Here is a 19,831-nt window from a genome sequence, read left to right as displayed (position 1 = left end):
CGGGCGTACCGTCCTCGGCTTGCTTGAGCACGGCGATGATCTGGCTATCGCTGAATCGGGACTTCTTCATGGAACCTCCTCGGGAAAGATTACGAGAAAATTCCACTTTCAGCGTCTGCTAATTTACGGGGGGATTACCCGGTACAGCGGCTCAGCTTGGGCTTCAGCACGGTTCAGGGGCTCGTCTCGGGCAGCCAGCGCATCGGCGTGCTATGGCTGGGCGCGTGGTTGGCGCTCAAGGGGCAATTCAGCGCCGGTATGTTGATGGCGTTCACCGCCTACGCCGATCAGTTCAGCAGTCGCGCCTCCAACTTGGTGGACTACGCCATCGAGATCCGTCTTCTTCGTATCCAGGGTGATCGCCTCGCCGACATCGTGCTGCCCCCCACCGAGGCGTTTGCAGAAGGCAGTTATGTCGGGCCCATGCCGGAGCCATCCATACGCTTCGAGAAGGTGAGCTTCCGGTATGCGAAGGGCGAGGCGTGGATCCTCAAGGACTGCACATTCGAGGTGGCGGCTGGCGAGTCAGTTGCCATCGTCGGGCCATCCGGTTGCGGCAAGAGCACGCTGGCGCGCCTGCTCCTCGGATTGCTCGATCCGCAGGAAGGCAAGATCACCATCGGCGGTATTGATATCAAGCATCTGGGCAAGAACCGCTATCGAACCATGATCGGTAGCGTAATGCAGGACGATCAGCTGTTTGCCGGCTCCATCGCGGACAACATCGCCTTCTTCGACGAGTCGGCAACGCAGGAAGCCATCGAAAACGCGGCGCGGCAGGCTGAGCTGCACGAGGACATCGTCGCCATGCCGATGGGGTACCACAGCTTGGTCGGTGACATGGGCTCATCGCTATCCGGCGGTCAGCAACAGCGGTTGTCGTTGGCGCGGGCGCTCTACTGCAAGCCTCAAATCCTCGTGCTGGACGAAGCCACGAGCCATCTGGATATCGCGCGAGAACGGCAGATCACCGAAACGGTGCGACAACTGCATGTAACACGAGTCGTAATTGCACATCGACCAGAGACCATCGCAAGTGCCGAACGTGTTCTGACGATGCACAAGGGGAAAGTTCGTGCGAGTAAATCCGCTGACAGCAGCGGTGAAACACCGCCCCAGGCGTTGGCAGAAGCCATCTAGACAAAAGAGCTTTCGTGTACCCGGACCTACCTGCCCACGGATACGCGAGAACCCGAACACAGCACGGGCAGCCCACATAATTCAGACTACGGACGAGGATGAAGATATGCGTATCTTGACATTGAATGAACAAGGATTGGTGGCCGGTGGTCGAATGATGCAGCCGGACCTTATGCCGCCTGTTACCGGAGGTAGTGGCGGGGGATACGGTGGGTACGAGGGAAGTTACGGTGGTGGCGGCGGCGGCTACCTACCTCCCATCGACATTCAGCTGGCCCCGATTGATATCGGCGGATTTGATACCACTCTCGATCTTAGTGATGTAGGCGTTGGGCCTATCCACGTTGACGTGAAAATCAATACGGATGATGTTAACTATCCAATCATGAGCGCCGAAACCGCGGCCGCTGTCGGAAATGCCGCTACTGCGTTGTGTACCTCCGCCTCAAAGAGATGGACTGGAGCAGTAGGATGCTCATTCCTTGGCAGCGGCCTTGCACATATACTAGAAACAACAACAGCGTCCCATAACTATTGGGAACGGCTCGGGCAGGGTTTGGCAAATGGTTCAAAATGGGGAATGCTGCCCTGAGAGGGAGGGCCTGAAAACTGGTGAGCCTGAAACGTTCAGGCTCACCAATTAAATGCGAATGTAGACAAACGCGCGGCAATAAAGCGCGAATGATCTATACATGGCTTTATGCAAAAGCATAGTTGCGGAAATCAAATGTCAAGCGTTCACAGTCAACCGCCAAGAGGAGGGCTCGCCTGGATTCCGTATATATGCGAGCTAATGCTCGAGGGCGGATTCTATAAGAGACGATACCAGTCTAAGCAGCATTCTAGTATTGCGCTGTTTGTACGCCTACTTGTACTGCGATGCTTTCTATTGACGTGGTGCTTGTCGGCTCTGATCTGGGTTACACTAAGTTTCTTTGGTGCAAACAAGTACATCACGTCCGCGGTAATTATGCTTGTCGCAGTTTTTATTGAGGAACAGGCGCGATGGTTTTTCGCAAGATATTCGGCAAATATCGTTAGATCGCAGATATTATTTTCGTTGTTAGCGATCGCAATAGAATTCGTGACGTTTTATGACTTCAGCGGAAACATGCCCGTTGGTGTGTACGTTGTGGCTCGACTTGGGTCAGTGATTGTTCACTCCACAAATGGATTGCTTTGCGTAAATTCGTTCAGGTACAACTATGCCGGAAGGATGTTGTTATTTTTCATCGCCATGGCGTTTCACTTTTACATGAATGTCCAAGGTGCGGTGATGTTGTTCAACATACTGATCCCGCAATAGCTTGCCCATATATATGGCACGAAGCATGGAGCGATAGGATGAATCGCCAAACTCACTTTATCTCTGGACTGCCGCGATCTGGATCAAGTCTTCTTTCTGCAATCTTACGGCAGAATCCACGCTTCCACGCAAATATAAGCAGCCCTGTTGCGAGCATGTTCAGTACTATGCTTGGCGAAATGAGCGGCCGCAATGAGTTTTCTCTATTCATCAGCGACACCCAACGCCAGCGTATCCTGCGCGGCCTGTTTTGCAATTACTACGATGAACTCGTCGATGCCGAGGTCGTGTTCGATACTCATCGCTCTTGGTGTACCAGGCTAGGCGCATTAAACGCATTGCTTCCGGGTAGCCGTGTTATTGCCTGTGTCCGTCAGCTTCCTTGGGTGCTTGACAGCATCGAGCGACTGGTTCGCCGCAACGCATTCCAGCCGTCGTCGATCTTCAGCTATAAGGCTGGAGGGACCGTGTATTCACGAGTGGAGAGCTTGCTCAGTGGTGAGGGCTTGGTGGGTTTCGCCTACAATGCGCTCAAAGAAGCGTACTTCGGTGAAGACACTGCCAACCTGATGCTGCTGCAATACGAAACGCTGGTGAGCACTCCGCCCCGTGCACTCGCGGCAGTGTATGACTTCATTGGCGAACCTTATTTCGACCACGACTTCGAGAACGTCAGCCTCGACAACGACGAGTTTGATGCCCGCGCTGGCACTCCTGGTTTGCACAAGATTCGCCCCCGGGTTGAAGCTAATGAGCGCAAGACCTTGTTGCCACCAGACCTCGCCGCGCGCTTCAAGGATGACGCCTTCTGGCGTAACCCTAAGGTGAATCCGCGGGGAGTTCGCATCGTGTAATCAAGAGCAGTCAGGTAGACGGATCTGCCGATGCATCCGCAACCTGCTCGCAGGGCATATCTTCGGGTCGCGGCGGCGAAGATACAAGTATCGCATCACCCAACAAGCGGGCCGCTGGGTTGTCGGTGACGCCGCCCGCCTGGAAGTATCCGACCACGCTGCCCACCGAGCGATGCTCGGTCATGGCCATCAAGGCCGGCAGCGCGATGCCCTGGCGGGCGCCTTCAGTGACAAAGCCCGAGCGCAGGCTGTGGCCGCCAAAGTTCCCCTCTAGCCCGGCCAAACGAGCACGGCGCTGCACGATCATGGCGACCGACGCCGGCGAGAGTCTGTCGCCGACCCGGTGTCGCCACAGCCGGCGGAAGATCGGTCCCTCGGTGAGCTGGGTTGCAGCGAGCCAATCGGCGAGCGCCTCGGCCGCTGGGCCGAGGAGGGGCTTGTCCGGTGTAGAAGTGGCGCTCGGTCCGGCCTGCTGGGTCTTGCTGTGTCCCAAGTGGTACACGAACGCACGCTCGCCTACCCGCCGGAGATCACTTAGTTCGGCGTTGGCCACTTCGCTACGCCGGCGCCCGCCGCTGGCGAATGCGAACAACAGCAGCGCGCGATCGCGCAAGCCGGTCAGCGTGTCCTCACAGGTGGCCAGCATGCGCGCCAATTCCGCTTGGGTGATCGCGGTCTTCTTGGCAGGGCGTTCCCCGCGCTTGACGGCCGCGCGCCGGGCACGCGCGATCAGGTGACGGACGGTGGGTTGCTCGCACGGGTTGGCTACGCGACGCCACTGGTGCGCCTTGGACAGCACGGCGAGGCGATGACTAACGGTACTCAATTTAAGGGGGCCCGGGCGTTGCTTGAGCCCGGCCTCGACCAAGGCGGCATCCAGCGCCGGCGGCAGCTCCCATACCAGCGCCGATGCACGATTCCGGGCGAGGTGGTCGACGATGAATTGGATCACCGCGGTTTCCGGCAGCGGCAAGGTGAAAGGTTGCCCGTAGCGCCCTTGGTACCAGGCCGCGCAATAGCGCAAGGCGCTGGCGTAGCTGCGTGCGGTATTCGCCGAGGCCGCTTCGGCGAGGATCTCGCGCACGGCCGCGGCTGCTTCCTCGGCCAATTGCTCCGGCGCGCAGAGGGGAGGCAGGATGGGGATCCGCAAATCACCGTACTTTTTCATATGTAGTATGTAAATTATCTAATGATTTAAATCGCCTACTTGCGATAAGCATCCATTATCGCTTGTATACCACCCAACCGGTTCACCTCGCACATGGGAAAGCTTCGCTATGGCCAAAGGCATCACTGAAGACCAGGTTCACGCTGCCGCCGACGCCTTGGTCGTCGCCGGTGAGCGACCCACAGTGGAGCGCATCCGCACCCATCTCGGCACCGGCTCGCCGAACACCGTCACGCGGTTGCTGGACACCTGGTGGCAGGCGCTGGGTGCCCGATTGACCGCGCAACACTCGATGGCATCGATCCCCGACGTGCCGGCCGAAATCGCGGCGCTGGCCGGGCAATGGTGGGCGCAAGCTTGGCAGCAGGCGCGCGAGGCCGTGCAGGTCGACATGGCCGTCGAACGTCAGCAGTTGGCCGATGCTCGACTCGCGCTGGAACGCGAACGGGCGGCTTGCCTGGACGAGCAAACGCGTCAACGGCAAGCACTGGTGCAGGCCCAACAGGCCGAAGCCACCGCCGCCGCACGGCTGATCGACATCCAACGCCTGGTAGAACAGCAAGCGGCACAACTGGCCGATCTGGCGCAACAGCGGGAGGCGCTGGAAACGCGCAATGAGCGGCTAGAAAGGGAGTTCCTTAGTGTTACGGCACGCCTGCAGACCCAGGAGGCCGCTGCGGCCGCCGAACGCGAAACACTGGCCCAGCAACTGCGCGCCGCGGAAGATCATAGCCACGCCGAAGTGGATCGCGCACGCCAGGAGAGCAAGGGATTGCGCACCCGGCTCACCGCCGTGGAGAAGGAGCGCGCCACCGAACGCGAGAGTCATCAGCAGGAACTTGTCGCGCTCCGCACGCGTTTGGCGACAGCGCAACAGGACGTGGCCGCCTATCGGGCACGGGTTGAGACGCTGGAACAGCAATGGATCACGCTGGGCGATTTGCCGGCGATACTTCGAGCCCAAGGGCAAACCATGAAGATCAAGCGACCGAGTCCAGCGAAGAAAGCCACGAAATCCTCCCGATCTCGCACTCGTTCCCCGCGCTGACTTGGAAGGTCTGGCCATTCGTCGCTGAGGCGAAGTGACACTATTTGCAGCAAAGTCGCGACGCGCCACCATCGTTTAGCCCAAATTGTGGGCTGAAAAGAGGGTAGCAGCAACTATTTGATGCAAAAGAGGTTTTCAAAATAGCGAAGGATTTTTCATCGCAAAATCAGATAGATACGCGGAGTGAAGAGGTGTCACTATTTGCACCTAAATCAAGGTGACACCAATGCCTGACTACTGCCGTGCCGACCCCATTTCGTATTTTACATAATATACATTATGCGCAATGCAGGGTTGCTGCTTATGCTCCTATTCGCGGCTGTCGTTGTGCCCTTAACCATGTCATTTGGCCCTTAACCCCGTCATCCCCCTTTACCCCGTCACTTTCTAGCTGGAAAAGCGCTTGTCGCTGATCAACCGGGCAATGCGGCGGCGGATCGTTGTTGACCACAGCGAAATATCCCCAACCAACGCGCTACCTCTCCACAAACGGCGCGGGCAATCACCCTCATGTTGCAACGGCTGCACTTAAAGAGCCCCGTCGTCCACTGCTCTCGGCTGCAATCGGCACTTGTTCTTGTTCAGGAGCTGTTCTCCGCGGAGAAACTTCTACGCCCACGGCAGTAAACCTCTGCAAATGGCGCACACAAACTTCGGCACTGGGGAATGCAACGCAGACAAACCTCTACATCGAAGGATGCAGTGCAGAGAAACCTCTGCAACAAAGGTCGGTTGATTACCTCACTGCGTCTTGATCATGGCGGCTGTCTAAGAACAACGACCTGCCACCGCCCGGCCGAAGAAACCGCCTCCTGGCCGCGAACAAGGTGCCACCGAGATGGGCTCGCCTCCGACGGATCTCGCCGGCCTTCGGCGGGTCTTGGTCGCGGGTCCGCCCATCCAGTCCTCGAGGTAGCTTGGTCGCCATACATCGCTCCTTAGACTGAATGGTTTTCGCTACATCCAGGCAGCGCCGATACGCCCCCCAGCGCTCCTGACGTTCACGGCCGGCCGCCGTTCCCACGCCACCCGAGTCTTAGCTGGCCACAGCCGACTGGTGCATAACGATCTGAGCAGTGAATCGCGCGATCTCCGAACGCTCAGCCCCCGCGATAACGCCTCCTAATGAACGCCCTTGCCCCCGGTGCAGCGTGACACGCCGGCTTCAGTCGAATCTGCTTCGGCCCATCGAGAACCTATTTGCGCGCAGCCTGGGGCGGGATCTTGTGCTACTTCTTGGGCTGCAGTTTCAAGTCGGTGAGACTGCTCAAGAGAGCTGTGGCGCGGTCGCGGATGTCGTCGGCCGCGCGCGGATTTGAGTCGCGCTTTGGTGAACCAAATCCTGCGGTGCCAGTGGCAATCGCGTGAAGACTATCCATCATCAGCTCGATGTTGTCTTTGCTCTCAGTCGTCGTGGCATGGTCCTATTTCGACTCTTGCGCAACCTGCTGCCAGCCTGACGTTGCCGATCCAACTGGCGCAGCAGGCGGCCGACGCCGTGCGCGAATTGCTCGCGGAGGCGGCGGCCGCCAACACCACTCGTAGCTACGCCAGCGCCCTGCGCTATTGGGCCGGCTGGCATGCGGCGCGTTACGGCGTCGAGCTGGCGTTGCCGGTGCCTGAAGCCACCGTGCTGCAGTTCGTGGTCGATCACGTCGTACGCCGATCCGTCGACGGCGAGCTGGCCTGGGAGCTGCCGCCGGTGGTCGATCAGGCATTGGTGACCGCCGGCCTCAAGGCCAAGCTCGGCCCGTGGACGCTGGCGACGGTTCGGCATCGGGTTGCGGTGCTGTCCACGGCGCATCGACTCAAGCACGTGACCAATCCCTGCGAGCAACCGGCCATCCGCACGGTGCTCAGTCGAGCCGCCCGGGCAGCCGTCAAGCGCGGCGAACGGCCGCGCAAGAAGACCGCGATTACCTTGGCCGAGCTCGAGGCCATGCTGGCGACTTGCGATGACAGCCTTGAAGGGCTACGCGACCGCGCCCTGCTCTGCTTTGGCTTTGCCAGCGGCGGCCGGCGCCGCAGCGAGGTCGCCGCGGCAAATCTGCGCGATCTGCGCCGCATCGGTCCCCAGGGCTTTATCTACCGACTGGAGCACAGCAAGACCCAGCAGGCCGGCGTGAGCGCGACCTCGACACCCGACAAACCGGTTTTAGATCGGGCCGCCCAAGCACTCGAGGCCTGGCTGGCCACAGCCAGCATTACCGAGGGGGCGATTTTTCGACGGCTATGGAAGCAGCACGTCGGCCCTGCCCTGTCTCCGGCCGCGGTGGGCGAGATCGTGCAGCGACGCGCCAAGCTCGCCGGCCTCGAGGGCGATTTTGGTGGGCACAGTCTGCGGTCGGGCTTCGTGACCGAGGCCAGCCGCCAGGGCGTGCCGCTGCCGGCAATCATGGCGATGACCGAACATCGCGCCGTATCCAGTGTGATGGGGTACTTCCATACGGGCTCCGCCGACCAAAACCCGGCCGGCCGCCTGCTGGATGCACCCTTTTTTCATCTGAGGATCAGCACGTTGTCGACAGCGCCATTTGGTAGCAGGCGCCCCAAGCGCTAAAGCATGCGGTTCGATAGGGTGGGCCTCAGGCGGGCCTCGATCGCTTCGATCAGCGCGGAGTCGTCCCGCCGGTGCGGGACGTAATGCCGCGCCGAGCGCGACAGGCCTAGCGTGCGGTCGGCACGCTGGGCACCCAGGCCGTGATCGGTTTGCATCGCTAGACTCAGCTCGAGTCGCCGCGCCTGGCTCAGCCTTTTCGCGACCGGACGTCCTTCAGCGCGTGATGTTCCAGCACCAGGTCACAGGACTATCGGCCGCCTGACTCCGTTGATGGCTCGTTCCTGTGGCATCGTTTAGCCATGATGGAAGATGCTATAGAGGAAGCCAATCAGCATCACTATCGGAATCAGAGTCAGAAAAATTGACCGCACAGTCCATGGCCCCTTTTCATCTGTAGGCTTGGCTCCATATGGCAGCTGGCCCCATCTGTCTATTTTGTATCTTTTCATGGGTTCTGAACTCATGCCGTTCCTGGATCGCTATGTCTTCACCAGCCTGTACGAAGTCCGGCGCATGACCGAAGACTGGCGCCAGCGCTACAACTACCAACGACCAACGACCCCATCGTGCACTCGGCGGACTCTCGCCCGTCGCCTACGCCATGGCATCATCCGCAAATTCTACTTCTACGCGATTTGGAAAAATGAGGATGCCTCACCTATTTGACAAAGAAATAAAAATCCTCTTAAGAATTAAGCCGACTATTAGATACTGAATGGCTCCCAGAAAAACGACACACACGAACTCAACTCGCAGATCCCTGTACTGAATCGCCCCGGGAATGAATGACTCACCTAGCTCAACCAAAATCGAAGATGGCAAACTAAACAAATCTTGCACAGCAACGGCACCAATCTTCGCTTTCACGAACAGCAAATATGCCATTCGCGTGGAGAAAAGGGCGTAAAAACACAACGGAGTGATCTGAATTATCCTCCCTAGATTTTTACCAAGGGACATGACTCACCTGTGTGATAGATGCAGAAGGGGAATTTGCTAACAAACTTAACGCAGCCATTTGCTCCATCGCATCATTCATTTCATTTGGAGTGAGGATTGGTCCATTCATCAGTTCTATCGGAAACCCCGCAGCATTCATAACTCCCAGGGCGGCATCTACGCAATTCGTTTGATTGTGCTTCACGGGAACAAAAAACCACTGTTTTGCCGACCTAGCGTTCTGAGCAGCATTTTTAATAGCACCCTCTCTATTATCCGGCACATGGACCTTGTATACCTCATCCGGCTGCCGACCGTCCTCCAAATTCACTGTGGTCGGCCAATCTGGTGACGTATTGTCGCCCCACGCTCTATGTTGATCAGGAAATTGGCTAGTTAGGCGAGTTCCATCGCCTGTAAATGTTCCAACATGACCAACTTCGCCAGCGAGGTAATTGCCATTCCACACTGTAACGTAGAAATCGTATAGGCCAAGTTGATCTATAAACTCCAAAGGATTGTTGCCTACGTAGGCGTAGGTGTTCAACTGGCCACCTTTCAACCCTAGTGGATCGGACTGCATATACCGCCCGGTGTCTGAATCATAGTCCCTGTTTACGTTGTAGCTTAGCCCCGTTTCTGCATCTGCATATTGACCCGGGAACCGCAGGTTGTAGACGTATCCAGTGCCTGTCGGCGCCGCTTCACCCCACGCATTGCTCTGGTAGGCCCACTGCCAGACCGTGGTGCCGCTACTGTCGGCGATCGCCCGAGGGGTGCCCAACTGATCGGCAGTGACATAGGCAATCGTACTTGTCGTACCCGTTGTATCCACGTTGGCGACGGGTATACCGTCCATCCAGACATAGTCGCGCGTGCTCGTTCCCACCCGCAGCTCTTTTTCGCTCGGGCCGCGGATGGCGAGCGGAGCGGGTGTTTCACCGACGCGAGCATTCGACGGGGAGCCGAGCTGCCAGGCGCTCGCCAGCACCAAGCGCGATCCGTCCCCTACCCCCGATAACCTCCCCTAATCGCCCCTCCCTGACGCCTCCGCCTCATGGCCAAAACCGGACAACGCATACCGCTCCGCGGGGCATCCAGAGTGGACTCCCCCCGGTGCGCCAGGCATCCCTCGCCTATGATTTGAGCATAGGGGGACGCCATGAGTACCAAGCGGTTTACCCCGGAGTTCAAGCAGGAAGCCGTTCGGCAGATCGTCGATCGCGGCCATTCGGTTTCGGAGGTTTCAGCGCGCCTCGGCGTGTCAGCTCACAGCCTTTATCAGTGGGTCAAGGCAGCTACGCCAGACAAGGCCGAGAAGCAGGTGAGCGAGCTGCTGGAAGCCAAGAGCGAAATCCTCAAGTTGCGCGCACAACTCCGCCGCACGGAAGAGGAGCGCGACATCCTAAAAAAGCAGCGCGGTACTTCGCCAAAGAGCCCGAGTGAAGTACCGCTTCATCAACGATCATCGGCAGATATACCGTGTGATGTCGATGTGCCGGGTGCTGCGAGCATCACGTGCCGGGTTCTATCAGTGGCTGCACCATCCGCAATCGCAACGCGCAATCGAGGACGAACGTCTACTGGGACTGATCCGCGATGCCTACGCGGCCAGCGGTGGCGTGTACGGATCGCCCCGTGTGTTTGGCGATCTTCGTGAGGCTGGCGAGACCTGCGGCAAGCACCGGGTGGCGCGCCTGATGCGGGAGCACGAGTAGCATGAGCCGACGAGGCAATTGCTGGGACAACGCTGTCGCCGAATCCTTCTTCAGCAGCCTGAAGAAGGAGCGCGTTCGCAAGCGCGTCTACAAAACCCGCGACCTGGCGCGCGCCGACGTCTTCGACTATATCGAGGTCTTCTACAATCGCATCCGACGTCACACCCACCTGGGTGGTGTCAGCCCCGGAGCCTTCGAAAACAAGGCTGCGGCGTGAGGCTCGGACATGTCTGTGGATCTGGGGGAAGTCCACTTCTCACCAGTCTGATAGAGGTAGAGTTACCACGAAATCGCTGCCGCAACCTTGGCCAGCGCTGTGCGCAATTACACTGCCACCATGTGCCTTCACCAGATCACGCACCACCGACAGGCCGATCCCGAGGCCAGCGTTGGAATGCGGCAATGCGCCGGCATCCTGCACAAACAGGTCGAATATCGTCGGCAGTGCCTCGGCAGAAATGCCTATGCCGTTGTCGCGCACGGTGATCACGGCACAGGTATCCTGCAACAATAGCTCAAGGGCGATCTCGCCTTTCTCCGGCGTGTACTTGCTGGCATTGTCCAGCAGGTTTCTGAAGATCTGCGCCAACCGCATCGGATCGCCGAGCATGTGGATCGGCTCGGATCGTACGTCCACACTAAAATGCTGCTGACGAAGCGCCATGCCAAGCCGGCATGACGCCGCTACCTGGTTGAGAATACTGCCCAGATCGAGGCTGCTGCGTTCGATTCGCAGCCTGCCGGTACTCAGGCGCGAGGCGTCGAGGAGGTCGTCGATCAATCGGGTCATGTAGGTGACCTGACCATTGATGATCACCTGAAGCCGCTCGATCGGGATTTCGCCGGTGCTGTTGCGGTTGATCAGCAGACTGGCGGCAATGCGTAGCGGAGTCAGCGGATTGCGCAACTCATGCGCCACGATCGCCATGTGCTTCAACTGTCGGCGATGCGCCTCGGTTGCATCCGCCGCGGATTCTTGCGCTTTCAATGCAGCCAGCACCAGTTGCGTGTTGGCATCGCGCAGGTCTTGCAGCGATGGTTTTCGCTCCTGGAACCATGCTCCCAGGTGGGGTCGGAAATCGCCGAATCCGGCGCGCTTGCGCCGGTACATGGCCTCGTCGGCGTGCTTGATGAGCGTAACCGAGTCTTCACCGTCATCCGGGTAGATGCTGATGCCAAGACTTGCCGAGAGCTTCAGTATCTCGCCCCCAACGCTGACAGGCGTCCCGAGCGCCGTCAGCATCTCCGCGGCGATCCGATCTGCGTCGGCGGGCACCGCGATTGCCGGCAGCAGCACCAGAAACTCGTCACCACCATAGCGGCACACAGAGTCCGATTCGCGCAACACGGATTGCAACGAGCGCGCCACGATTTGCAGCACTTCGTCGCCCGCCGCATGGCCGAGGTGGTCATTGATGGGCTTGAAATGATCGAGATCGACAAACACCAGCGCCAGGCACCGCCCGTCGCGTCGGGCCATGAGCAGGGCGTGTTCCAGCCGATCCAACATGCAGGCGCGGCTGAGCGTCCCGGTCACTACATCGCGCTGGAAAGCCGCAGTCAAGGCAGCCAGATCGGCAACGGCCATGGCTGCGATATCGTCAGCATGCAATGCCGCCAGCACCAGTTTCTGGTTGGCTTCCCGCAATTGGATGGCGTGGTTCTCACTGAGCGCGCGGCGCGCGTGAGAAAGTTTTCGCCGCAGTTCCACCAGTTCATGACGCAGCCGGGCGGCCTTCTTTTCAAGCAATGCCAGCGCGTGTTCAGTGGCAGCATTGGTCGGTTTTGCCTGGTCGGTCATGGCAGAGTACTGGCGCGGCGCTCAACCATCGTCAGGGCCGTTTCGCTGCCGAGTTCCAGTCTGGCTGCGCGTGGGGCTGCTCCCCAACAGGCCTTCGTAGTTGGCCAGCATCTGGTCGATCTTGATGCCGTCGTCGTCGATGTGGAACAGGCGCAATTCGGTCGAATGCACGCTGGCACGGATCTTGAGCACCGCCATCATGCGCTGTAGCCGGCTCTCCACTTCGATGTAGCGCTGGACAATGATTGCGTCGGTCAGGAAAGCCGTGCCGTAGGGGCTGAAGCGCAGTTCGGTGTAGCGGTCTTCAAGCTCGGAGGTCATCAGCACGGTGACGCCAGTGCTGGCCAACGCGGACACCATTCGCGCCAGTGCTTCGCGGAAATCCTCGCGGAAAGTGGGCGCCAACGAGAGTTCAAAGCCCGACAGCGAGTCGATGACCACGCGGCTGGCATTGAGCCTCTTCACTTCAGCGGTGAGCACAGTGGCGACCTCGTCCACCGACAGGCCCGGTGCGCTGGTGTCGACCACGCCGATACGGCCGCTTTCGATCAATTTGGCCACTTGCTGGCCACGCGACTGCGTGGCGCGCTGCTCGAAGGCGGCAATCACGCCAGTTTCGCCTCGGCAACCACCTTCGACCAGGAATGACGCCGCCAGGATGCTTTTGCCCGACCCGGATGGGCCAGCCACCAGCAGCGAGTAGCCACGCGGCAGGCCGCCCCCCATCATCGCGTCGAGCCCGGGCACGCCCATCGACAGTCGCTCGGTGGGCGGCGAATTTGAAAGATTCGCCAACACGTCGGCCACCGGCGGAGGCGCAAACACCTGCAGGCCCGCCATGCCGATGCGAAACGTATGCAAACCCGGCAACGTGGACTGGCCGCGCATCTTCAGGACGTCAAGCTTGCGCACCATCGAATTTCGCTGAACGCTCTGGCGCAACCAGATCAGACCGTCGGCCACGGTGAATATCGGGCTGGGGTCGCTGTCGCTGAAGTACTCGCCGATAAGGAAGGTGGTCGCTTGCCAACTGGTCATCAGCATGCCTAGTTGCTGCACGAACTGCTGCAGGCTGATGAAGCCCTTGCCGCCCCCCTGCCCGGCCAGGATCACCGAGCGGAACGAATCGACAAACACCAGGGCAGGCTCGTGCGCTTCGACCTCGGCAACAATCCGCGCAAGTACCCGGGTCAAGTCGCCGGTGGCGGTCTCTTCGGCAAGATTGACGAAGTGGATCGAGTGATTGACTTTGTCGTTGTCGAAAAAGTCGAACTGCTGCTGGTAGCGCAGCATCTTCAGTGGTGGCTCGCCCAGCACGGTGAAGTAAAGCGCCGGGCGCACAGGCGTGGCCAGCGCAAACATCATCTGGTGTGCCAGTGTGGTCTTGCCGCAGCCGGGTGGTCCTGCGATGACATTGAATGAGAACTCCGGCAGGCCGCCGCCAAGCACCTCGTCCAGTCCGGGTACGCCGGTGCGCAGCCGGTTGATGGTGGCTTTGGCAGTGGTCATGTCATGCTTTCCTGCGCGGCATCGGCGCTTGAGGGGTTTCCCATACGGGACGCAGCAGTCGCTCGGTGAGCGATGCGCCAATCAATGTGCTCAGTACTTTATGAAAGTTCTGCAGCAGCGCGTCATTCACTGCGATCGCCTCGGTGCAGTCCTGTTGCGCCAGCACCGCCCCCAATGCCGCCAAGCCATCGGAGGGCAACGCGTTATCGTTGATGGTCTGCAGACATGGATACGCAGTACGCGTCATATGAATACTGCGCTTGATCAGCGCGTCGACGCCGGACTGGCCGATGATCGGCGCCAATGCATCGCCCACGGCATTCCAGATCGAGACGGCTATCTCCGCGATCCGCACGGCATCGACGCTCTCGCTTGCGAGATGCGCAAACATCGGCTGGATCCCTTGCGCTTCAGCTTGCATCGGTGATCCGTGAGCGTCCGCAGGTATGGGCTTGCGCAGTCTACATCGCCCTTGTTGGCAACGATGGACATCAGCGAACGACATGAAATGGATTCTGACCTCTTTTTGCGTACTCGCGTGGGGTCAAATGGCCAAGCGATCCGAGGGAGTTGCAGGATGCGCCTCCTGGTCTGCCTGTGTCACTGCGACGGCGGGCAACAGGAAAACTCATGCACACGCATCGTGGTGGTACACGCCTCCCGATAAGGCAGGCTGCGCAGCGCACCGCAACCTGTTACGGAGCTATCGCTTGGATATCATGAACTCGGGTTCCTCATGCTCCGCCCAATAGCCGTTGCGGCCATAGTGCTTGTAGATGTCCATCTCCCACCTGCGGCCCAGCTCCACGGCCGAGTCGTACGGTGGCGCACCTTTCACCGCCTGACGGCGAAGATTGACGGCGACCGTGTCCTCCGACCAGCTCACGTGTCGGATCCATTCCGGCGCGATCAGAACCAGATGTCCGCTCCACCAGTGGCTCGTCTCCACAACGATGTACCGGATGGCCCAGGTGTCTTCTTCGACGAGCATCCCCTGCACATGGCCGATGTCGCCGTCGGCCGCCTTGACGCGATAACCCAGTATCTCCTGGCAACTGCGCAGGTGCGGATCGTCATGATCCAGGCCGGATCCGAGTCTCGTCCTGTCGCGCGGTTCGCGACGACTGCCGCCTGGCCTGTTATGACCCATCGTCATCATCGAGGACGGGGACGGATCCATTCCCCATAACCCGCTGCCGCCCCAGTAATACGGATAGCCGAAATAATCGTGATGATCCATTTCATGCTGCCGCGAAACAGGCTTGTCGGTGTCGATGCCGGGGCTGTTCCGCAGCTGTTCCTTGGTGATCGACACGGGCAGCACTTTGCCGATCCAGTCGGGGCGATCGACCGCAATGGGTGAGACCAGCACCTTCCGGTTCGAGAGCCAGTTGCCGGTGTCCACGACCAGATAACGGATCACCCATGCCTGGTCGTCGAAATAGAAATCCTTGACGTGGCCAAGGTCGCCGTCCATTGCACGGATGGCATAGCTTTCCAGGTCGTTCATGCTGCGCAACATACCTTTCTCCTGCGTGGCCAAGAACCGACAGCCATCCGCGCCTTCAAGAACGAGGCATGTCCGACGGTGGCGATGTTCCGGCGGGAAAACCGCCCAGCTTGGCACCTTGCATGACAGGCCATGGCCACCTGATCGAATCACGATTCTCGGCTGGGCGACGGCTTGTCTTTCCAAGCTTCGCTGCAGATTGACGTGTATCTCTTGCCGGAGTCGGTGCGGCAGCGCACGCAAGCCTGCGATGAAGGGCCTTGCCCCGCGCCGACCATCTCTCCAAGCGCTTCCGCGAAGCAACGGCGCGCTTCCTTGCCGGATTCAGTGCAATGCGTGTCGGGCCAGCAACGCCTCGGCGTGCTTGCAGACGTTGTCGACGGTGAACCCATATTCGCGCAGCAACACGTCGGCCGGCGCGGAGGCGCCGAAGCGCTCTACGTCGAGCATGTCGCCGTGTGCGCCGATGTAGCGTTCCCAACCTTGTCGCACGCCCAGTTCCACTGCCAGCCGCGCGCCGACGGACGGCGGCAGCACCGCGTCGCGGTCGGCCTGCGGCAGTGCCTCGAACAGCTCCCAGCTCGGCATCGACACGCAGCGCACGGCGATGCCCTGCGCCTGCAGGCGTTCCGCCGCGGCTGCAATCAGGCTCACCTCGGAACCGCAGGCAATCAGGATCAGGTCCGGCTTGCCGTCGGGTGCATCGCTCAGCACGTAAGCGCCGTGGCGCAGGCCGTCCGCCGACGCATAGCGTTTGCGGTCGAACGTGGGCAGCGCCTGCCGGGTCAGCACCAGCACCACCGGGCGGGAGGGCGTCCCCACCGCCACCTTCCAGGCGACGGCGGTTTCATTCGCATCGCAGGGCCGGATCACGATGAGCCCGGGGATCGCGCGCAGGTTCGCCAGTTGTTCCACCGGCTGGTGGGTGGGACCGTCCTCGCCCAGCGCGATGCTGTCGTGGGTGAACACGTTGACGACGTGCAGGCCCATCAGTGCGGCCAGGCGCATCGACGGGCGCATGTAGTCGGAGAAGATCAAAAAGGTCGCGGTGAACGGGACGAAGCCGCCATGTGCAGCTAGGCCGTTGGCGATGGCGCCCATCGCGTGCTCGCGCACGCCGAAATGCAGGTTGCGTCCGGCGCGGCTCCAGCCGCCGCCGTCGGAGCCCTGCTGATCCTCGCCCTGCAACGGCGATGGATTGAAATCGCCCTGTCCCTTCAACGCGGTCTTGGTGGATGGATCGAGATCGGCCGAGCCGCCGCACAGCGCGGGAAGCCTGGGCGCGATGGCATTCATCACCCTGCCCGAGGCATCGCGCATAGTCAGCCCCTTGGCGTCGGCGGGAAACACCGGCATGTCCGTATCCCAGTCCGCGGGCAACTCGCCGCGCAGGCGCCCTCGCAGTTCGCGCGTCAATTCGGGGAAAGCCTTGGCATAGGCGGCCATGCGCTCGTTCCAGGCTGCTTCGTGCCGCGCGCCGCGCTGCACTGCCTCGCGGAAATGGGTGAGCGCCGTATCGGGAATCAGGAAAGCCGGCTCGATGGGCCAGCCCAGCTTCTGCTTGGTCGCACGCACGCTGTTCACGCCCAGCGGCGAGCCATGCGCCTTGAAGCTATCCTGCTCGGGCGAACCGTAACCGAGATGCGTGCGTACCAGGATCAGCGAAGGCCGCGCCGTCTCCGCGCGCGCGGCCTGCAGGGCGGCGTCGATCGTGGCGAGATCGTTGCCGTCCATCACCATCGCCGTATGCCAGCCATAAGCCTCGAAGCGCGCGGCGCGATTCTCGGAGAAGGTGATATCGGTGCCGGCGGACAAGGTCACGCAGTTGTCGTCGTACAGGCAGATGAGCTTGCCCAGTTGCAGGTGCCCGGCCAGCGAGGCGGCTTCGGAGGCCACGCCTTCCATCAGGTCGCCGTCGCTGACGAGGGCGTAGGTGTTGTGGTCGATCACCACATGACCGGGACGGTTGTATCGCGCCGCCAGTTGCGCCTCGCCCACCGCCATGCCGATCGCGTTGGCCATGCCCTGCCCCAGCGGCCCGGTGGTGGTTTCCACGCCCGGCGTGTGGCCGCGTTCGGGATGTCCGGGCGTCTTGCTGCCCCACTGGCGGAACTGCCCGATGTCGTCCAGCGAGAGTTCGTAGCCCGTCAGGTGCAGCAGGCTGTAGAGCAGCGCCGAGCCGTGGCCGGCCGAAAGCACGAAGCGGTCGCGGTCGTCCCAGTGCGGGTTGTGCGGGTTGTGCTTCAGCCAGCGCGTCCACAGCGCATAGGCCATCGGCGCCGCGCCCAACGGCAGGCCCGGATGACCGCTATCGGCCTTCTGCACCATGTCCACCGACAGGAAGCGGATGGTATTGACGCATAGCTGATCGAGTTCGGCGGACATGGCTACTTCCTGGTGGAGGGGTTTGTCTTGGCATCGCGGGCAACGTGCTGCGCTTCTTTGAAGATCGCCTGCAAGATGCGCGTGGCGATGGCAAGTCCCGGCACAGATCGGTGTTCCCGATGCCGGTCAGCCATGCGACCAACCCGCCACTGACGGAAGCCACCTTGATGTCGCCGGTCGGCCACGGTTGTCGGGCGCGCGATCGGCCATGCCGCCGACCTTCCCGCAGACCAGCCCGCGTCTCTAGATGCTGCGGCGGAGGCTGCGCGACGGGTTGCTGCCTTGGTGGCAGATCAGTCGACCCGATGAAGACTTGCGTCCGTGGTGCCGTCACCCCGATGTTGCAGGGCGGATGCGCAAACACGGCCACAGGTCAAACCCACCACCGCGCACTCCCGTGCAGAGCGGTTTCCGGCTTCGGCAACCCAAACTGCACCGCGCACACCTCGGTCGTCTGTGCGCGACCGAACGGATAATCCGGTGATTTTCTATGTAAGTCGCCGCGGCTCACCCGATTACCACGAGCGACCGATGCAACGCGCGGTTCTGGGGGGCGGTGCTGCTGATTGCCGACCAGCTCGCCAAGATCGCGCCGCATCAGGACGATCCGGCGCTGCGCATCGGTCGGGGATCAAGGCGATGACCGACCGCGCGCGGCAAGAACTGCTGCTGATCTCACCGTACTTCGTGCCCGACGAACAGGAAGTGCGCTATCTCGTCGGTATCGAGATGGGCATGATCGTCGACAATCCGGCATTGGCGGCCACGGTGAAACGGTTCTTCGACCATGCCACCCGACCGGCGAACGCCTATCGGGTGTCTTGGTCGCGCGAGGCCTACCGCACGCCGGCCGGATGCGATGGATGGCGAGCGACGACGGCAAGCAGTGAGCTACGACCACGATCCCGGCGTCAGCATGCAGCCAAGCTCCATCGTGCTGTCCGCAATCGGTTCGCTCGTCCCGCCACATCGCGCATCTGTCCGCGCAGGTTGTGTGTCGCATCGTACATACAGCCGGCATGGGATGTTCGATGATTCCTGTGCGCACTCACTATCCCGGCGAGGCTTGGCGGCGACCTTCAAACTTCGTGCGGTTCGCCTGGGACAGATACCTCCCGTAAGTCGGTACGCCACGAAAGCGGCCCGGTTCGGACATACATCGATCGCCCTCTGTCACAGCTTCCGCGCGCACGGGTGTGGCAAGTGGCAACGCGGACACAGGACACACCTCATGAAACGCAATCTTCTCGCATTGAATTCGACCTTGATCGTCGCGGCCATGGCCGTCCATCCTGGTCTGGCTCGCGCCCAACATCCCGCCGACCTGGGCTGCAAGATGCAGTTCTCTCTTTCAACCTGGTCGCTTATCTACAAGCAGTCGGAAGGACATGGGCTTGTTACCTGCAATAACGGTCAGTCCATGCACGTCAAGATCGTCGCCAGGGGCGGTGGCCTGACGGTTGGCAAGTCCCACATCGACGACGGAACGGGCCGTTTCACCGACGTGCATTCGATCTCGGAGATTCTCGGCCACTACGGCGACGCCGAGGTTCATGCGGGAGCCGGCAAGGCGAGCGAGGCGCAGGTTCTCACCAAGGGAAAGGTTTCCCTTGCGCTGTCCGGCACCGGCGAAGGCATCGATCTTGGCGTCGACATAGGAGAGGTCACGCTATCACGGGCGAAGAAGTGACTGGATTGCGAAAGTCCGTCTTTCCACATCCGTGCGGATCATCGAGAAAGCCATGAGAACAACTCGTAGCGGCGACAGCCATCTTGAGAGGGATTTCGGCATTCTGCTGCGACACAATGAACGGCTCATGCAGGAAAACGAGTCACTGCGAATCGAGCTCAGGCGCCTTTCCGCGGGGGGCGTGCCGATTCGATCGATCGCGC

At 60.6% G+C, this 19,831-nt stretch carries 16 protein-coding genes and 1 pseudogene; 9 read left to right on the top strand and 8 right to left on the bottom strand.

What is annotated here, in order from left to right; translation table 11 throughout:
* The first annotated feature begins 156 nt into the window (after positions 1-156).
* From ISP14_RS18245 to ISP14_RS18235, 3 genes are all read left to right on the top strand, one after another.
* A complete protein-coding gene (locus ISP14_RS18245; RefSeq protein ID WP_404542692.1) occupies positions 157-1,140 on the top strand; it encodes a peptidase domain-containing ABC transporter in 984 nt (327 codons plus the stop codon).
* A 106-nt stretch (positions 1,141-1,246) separates the two neighbouring features.
* Complete coding sequence (locus ISP14_RS18240) at positions 1,247-1,732, top strand: hypothetical protein (RefSeq protein WP_404542690.1); 486 nt, start codon at positions 1,247-1,249, stop codon at positions 1,730-1,732.
* A 752-nt stretch (positions 1,733-2,484) separates the two neighbouring features.
* Positions 2,485-3,300, top strand: coding sequence for a sulfotransferase (locus ISP14_RS18235; RefSeq protein WP_404542688.1), 816 nt, complete (start codon positions 2,485-2,487; stop codon positions 3,298-3,300).
* Positions 3,301-3,310: 10 nt separating this feature from the next.
* Here ISP14_RS18235 and ISP14_RS18230 read toward each other — a convergent pair whose 3' ends face one another.
* Positions 3,311-4,468, bottom strand: a complete 1,158-nt coding sequence (locus tag ISP14_RS18230; protein ID WP_404542685.1) for a site-specific integrase — start codon at positions 4,466-4,468, stop codon at positions 3,311-3,313.
* Positions 4,469-4,577: 109 nt separating this feature from the next.
* On the opposite strand from ISP14_RS18230, the gene ISP14_RS18225 reads away from it, so the two are divergent.
* Both ISP14_RS18225 and ISP14_RS18220 read left to right on the top strand, forming a co-directional pair.
* Positions 4,578-5,516, top strand: coding sequence for a DNA-binding protein (locus ISP14_RS18225; protein WP_404542684.1), 939 nt, complete (start codon positions 4,578-4,580; stop codon positions 5,514-5,516).
* A gap of 1,456 nt (positions 5,517-6,972) precedes the next feature.
* Positions 6,973-8,076 (top strand): site-specific integrase, encoded by a 1,104-nt coding sequence (locus ISP14_RS18220; RefSeq protein ID WP_404542697.1) that lies wholly within the window; start codon positions 6,973-6,975, stop codon positions 8,074-8,076.
* Here the strand turns inward: ISP14_RS18220 and ISP14_RS18215 are convergent.
* Positions 8,073-8,231: a hypothetical protein gene (locus ISP14_RS18215; RefSeq protein ID WP_404542682.1), complete on the bottom strand. Its 159-nt coding sequence runs from the start codon at positions 8,229-8,231 to the stop codon at positions 8,073-8,075. The two genes, ISP14_RS18220 and ISP14_RS18215, sit on opposite strands and share 4 nt — an antisense overlap.
* A 292-nt stretch (positions 8,232-8,523) precedes the next feature.
* On the opposite strand from ISP14_RS18215, the gene ISP14_RS18210 reads away from it, so the two are divergent.
* Positions 8,524-8,742, top strand: a complete 219-nt coding sequence (locus tag ISP14_RS18210; protein ID WP_404542679.1) for an integrase core domain-containing protein — start codon at positions 8,524-8,526, stop codon at positions 8,740-8,742.
* A gap of 280 nt (positions 8,743-9,022) precedes the next feature.
* On the opposite strand, the gene ISP14_RS18205 is transcribed toward ISP14_RS18210, so the two are convergent.
* Positions 9,023-10,006: an RHS repeat-associated core domain-containing protein gene (locus tag ISP14_RS18205; protein WP_404542695.1), complete on the bottom strand. Its 984-nt coding sequence runs from the start codon at positions 10,004-10,006 to the stop codon at positions 9,023-9,025.
* A gap of 171 nt (positions 10,007-10,177) precedes the next feature.
* On the opposite strand from ISP14_RS18205, the pseudogene ISP14_RS18200 reads away from it, so the two are divergent.
* Positions 10,178-10,950, top strand: a pseudogene (locus ISP14_RS18200) (transposase).
* Between the two features lie 39 nt (positions 10,951-10,989).
* Here the strand turns inward: ISP14_RS18200 and ISP14_RS18195 are convergent.
* From ISP14_RS18195 to tkt, 5 genes are all read right to left on the bottom strand, one after another.
* Positions 10,990-12,534 carry a diguanylate cyclase domain-containing protein gene (locus ISP14_RS18195; RefSeq protein WP_404542677.1) on the bottom strand — a complete coding sequence of 515 codons (1,545 nt, stop codon included), beginning with the start codon at positions 12,532-12,534 and terminating at the stop codon, positions 10,990-10,992.
* Positions 12,535-12,555: 21 nt separating this feature from the next.
* Complete coding sequence (locus tag ISP14_RS18190; protein WP_404542675.1) at positions 12,556-14,043, bottom strand: RAD55 family ATPase; 1,488 nt, start codon at positions 14,041-14,043, stop codon at positions 12,556-12,558.
* 1 nt (position 14,044) lies between these two features.
* On the bottom strand, positions 14,045-14,464 hold the full coding sequence (locus ISP14_RS18185; RefSeq protein ID WP_404542672.1) for a hypothetical protein: 420 nt from the start codon (positions 14,462-14,464) through the stop codon (positions 14,045-14,047).
* 282 nt (positions 14,465-14,746) lie between these two features.
* The gene (locus ISP14_RS18180) at positions 14,747-15,565 is read right to left on the bottom strand and encodes a PRC-barrel domain-containing protein (RefSeq protein WP_404542670.1); all 819 of its coding nucleotides are present in this window, start codon (positions 15,563-15,565) and stop codon (positions 14,747-14,749) included.
* A gap of 312 nt (positions 15,566-15,877) precedes the next feature.
* Positions 15,878-17,938, bottom strand: a complete 2,061-nt coding sequence (tkt, locus tag ISP14_RS18175) for a transketolase (protein ID WP_404542668.1) — start codon at positions 17,936-17,938, stop codon at positions 15,878-15,880.
* Between the two features lie 639 nt (positions 17,939-18,577).
* Here tkt and ISP14_RS18170 point away from each other — a divergent pair.
* Both ISP14_RS18170 and ISP14_RS18165 read left to right on the top strand, forming a co-directional pair.
* Positions 18,578-18,973, top strand: coding sequence for a phospholipase D-like domain-containing protein (locus tag ISP14_RS18170; RefSeq protein WP_404542667.1), 396 nt, complete (start codon positions 18,578-18,580; stop codon positions 18,971-18,973).
* 196 nt (positions 18,974-19,169) lie between these two features.
* Positions 19,170-19,628 (top strand): hypothetical protein, encoded by a 459-nt coding sequence (locus ISP14_RS18165; RefSeq protein WP_404542664.1) that lies wholly within the window; start codon positions 19,170-19,172, stop codon positions 19,626-19,628.
* Positions 19,629-19,831: the final 203 nt, after the last annotated feature.

The sequence above is a fragment of the Dyella agri genome, from assembly GCF_044904705.1.
Taxonomy (GTDB): Bacteria; Pseudomonadota; Gammaproteobacteria; order Xanthomonadales; family Rhodanobacteraceae; genus Rhodanobacter_A; species Rhodanobacter_A agri.
This window is presented reverse-complemented; position numbering and strand designations above follow the sequence as displayed.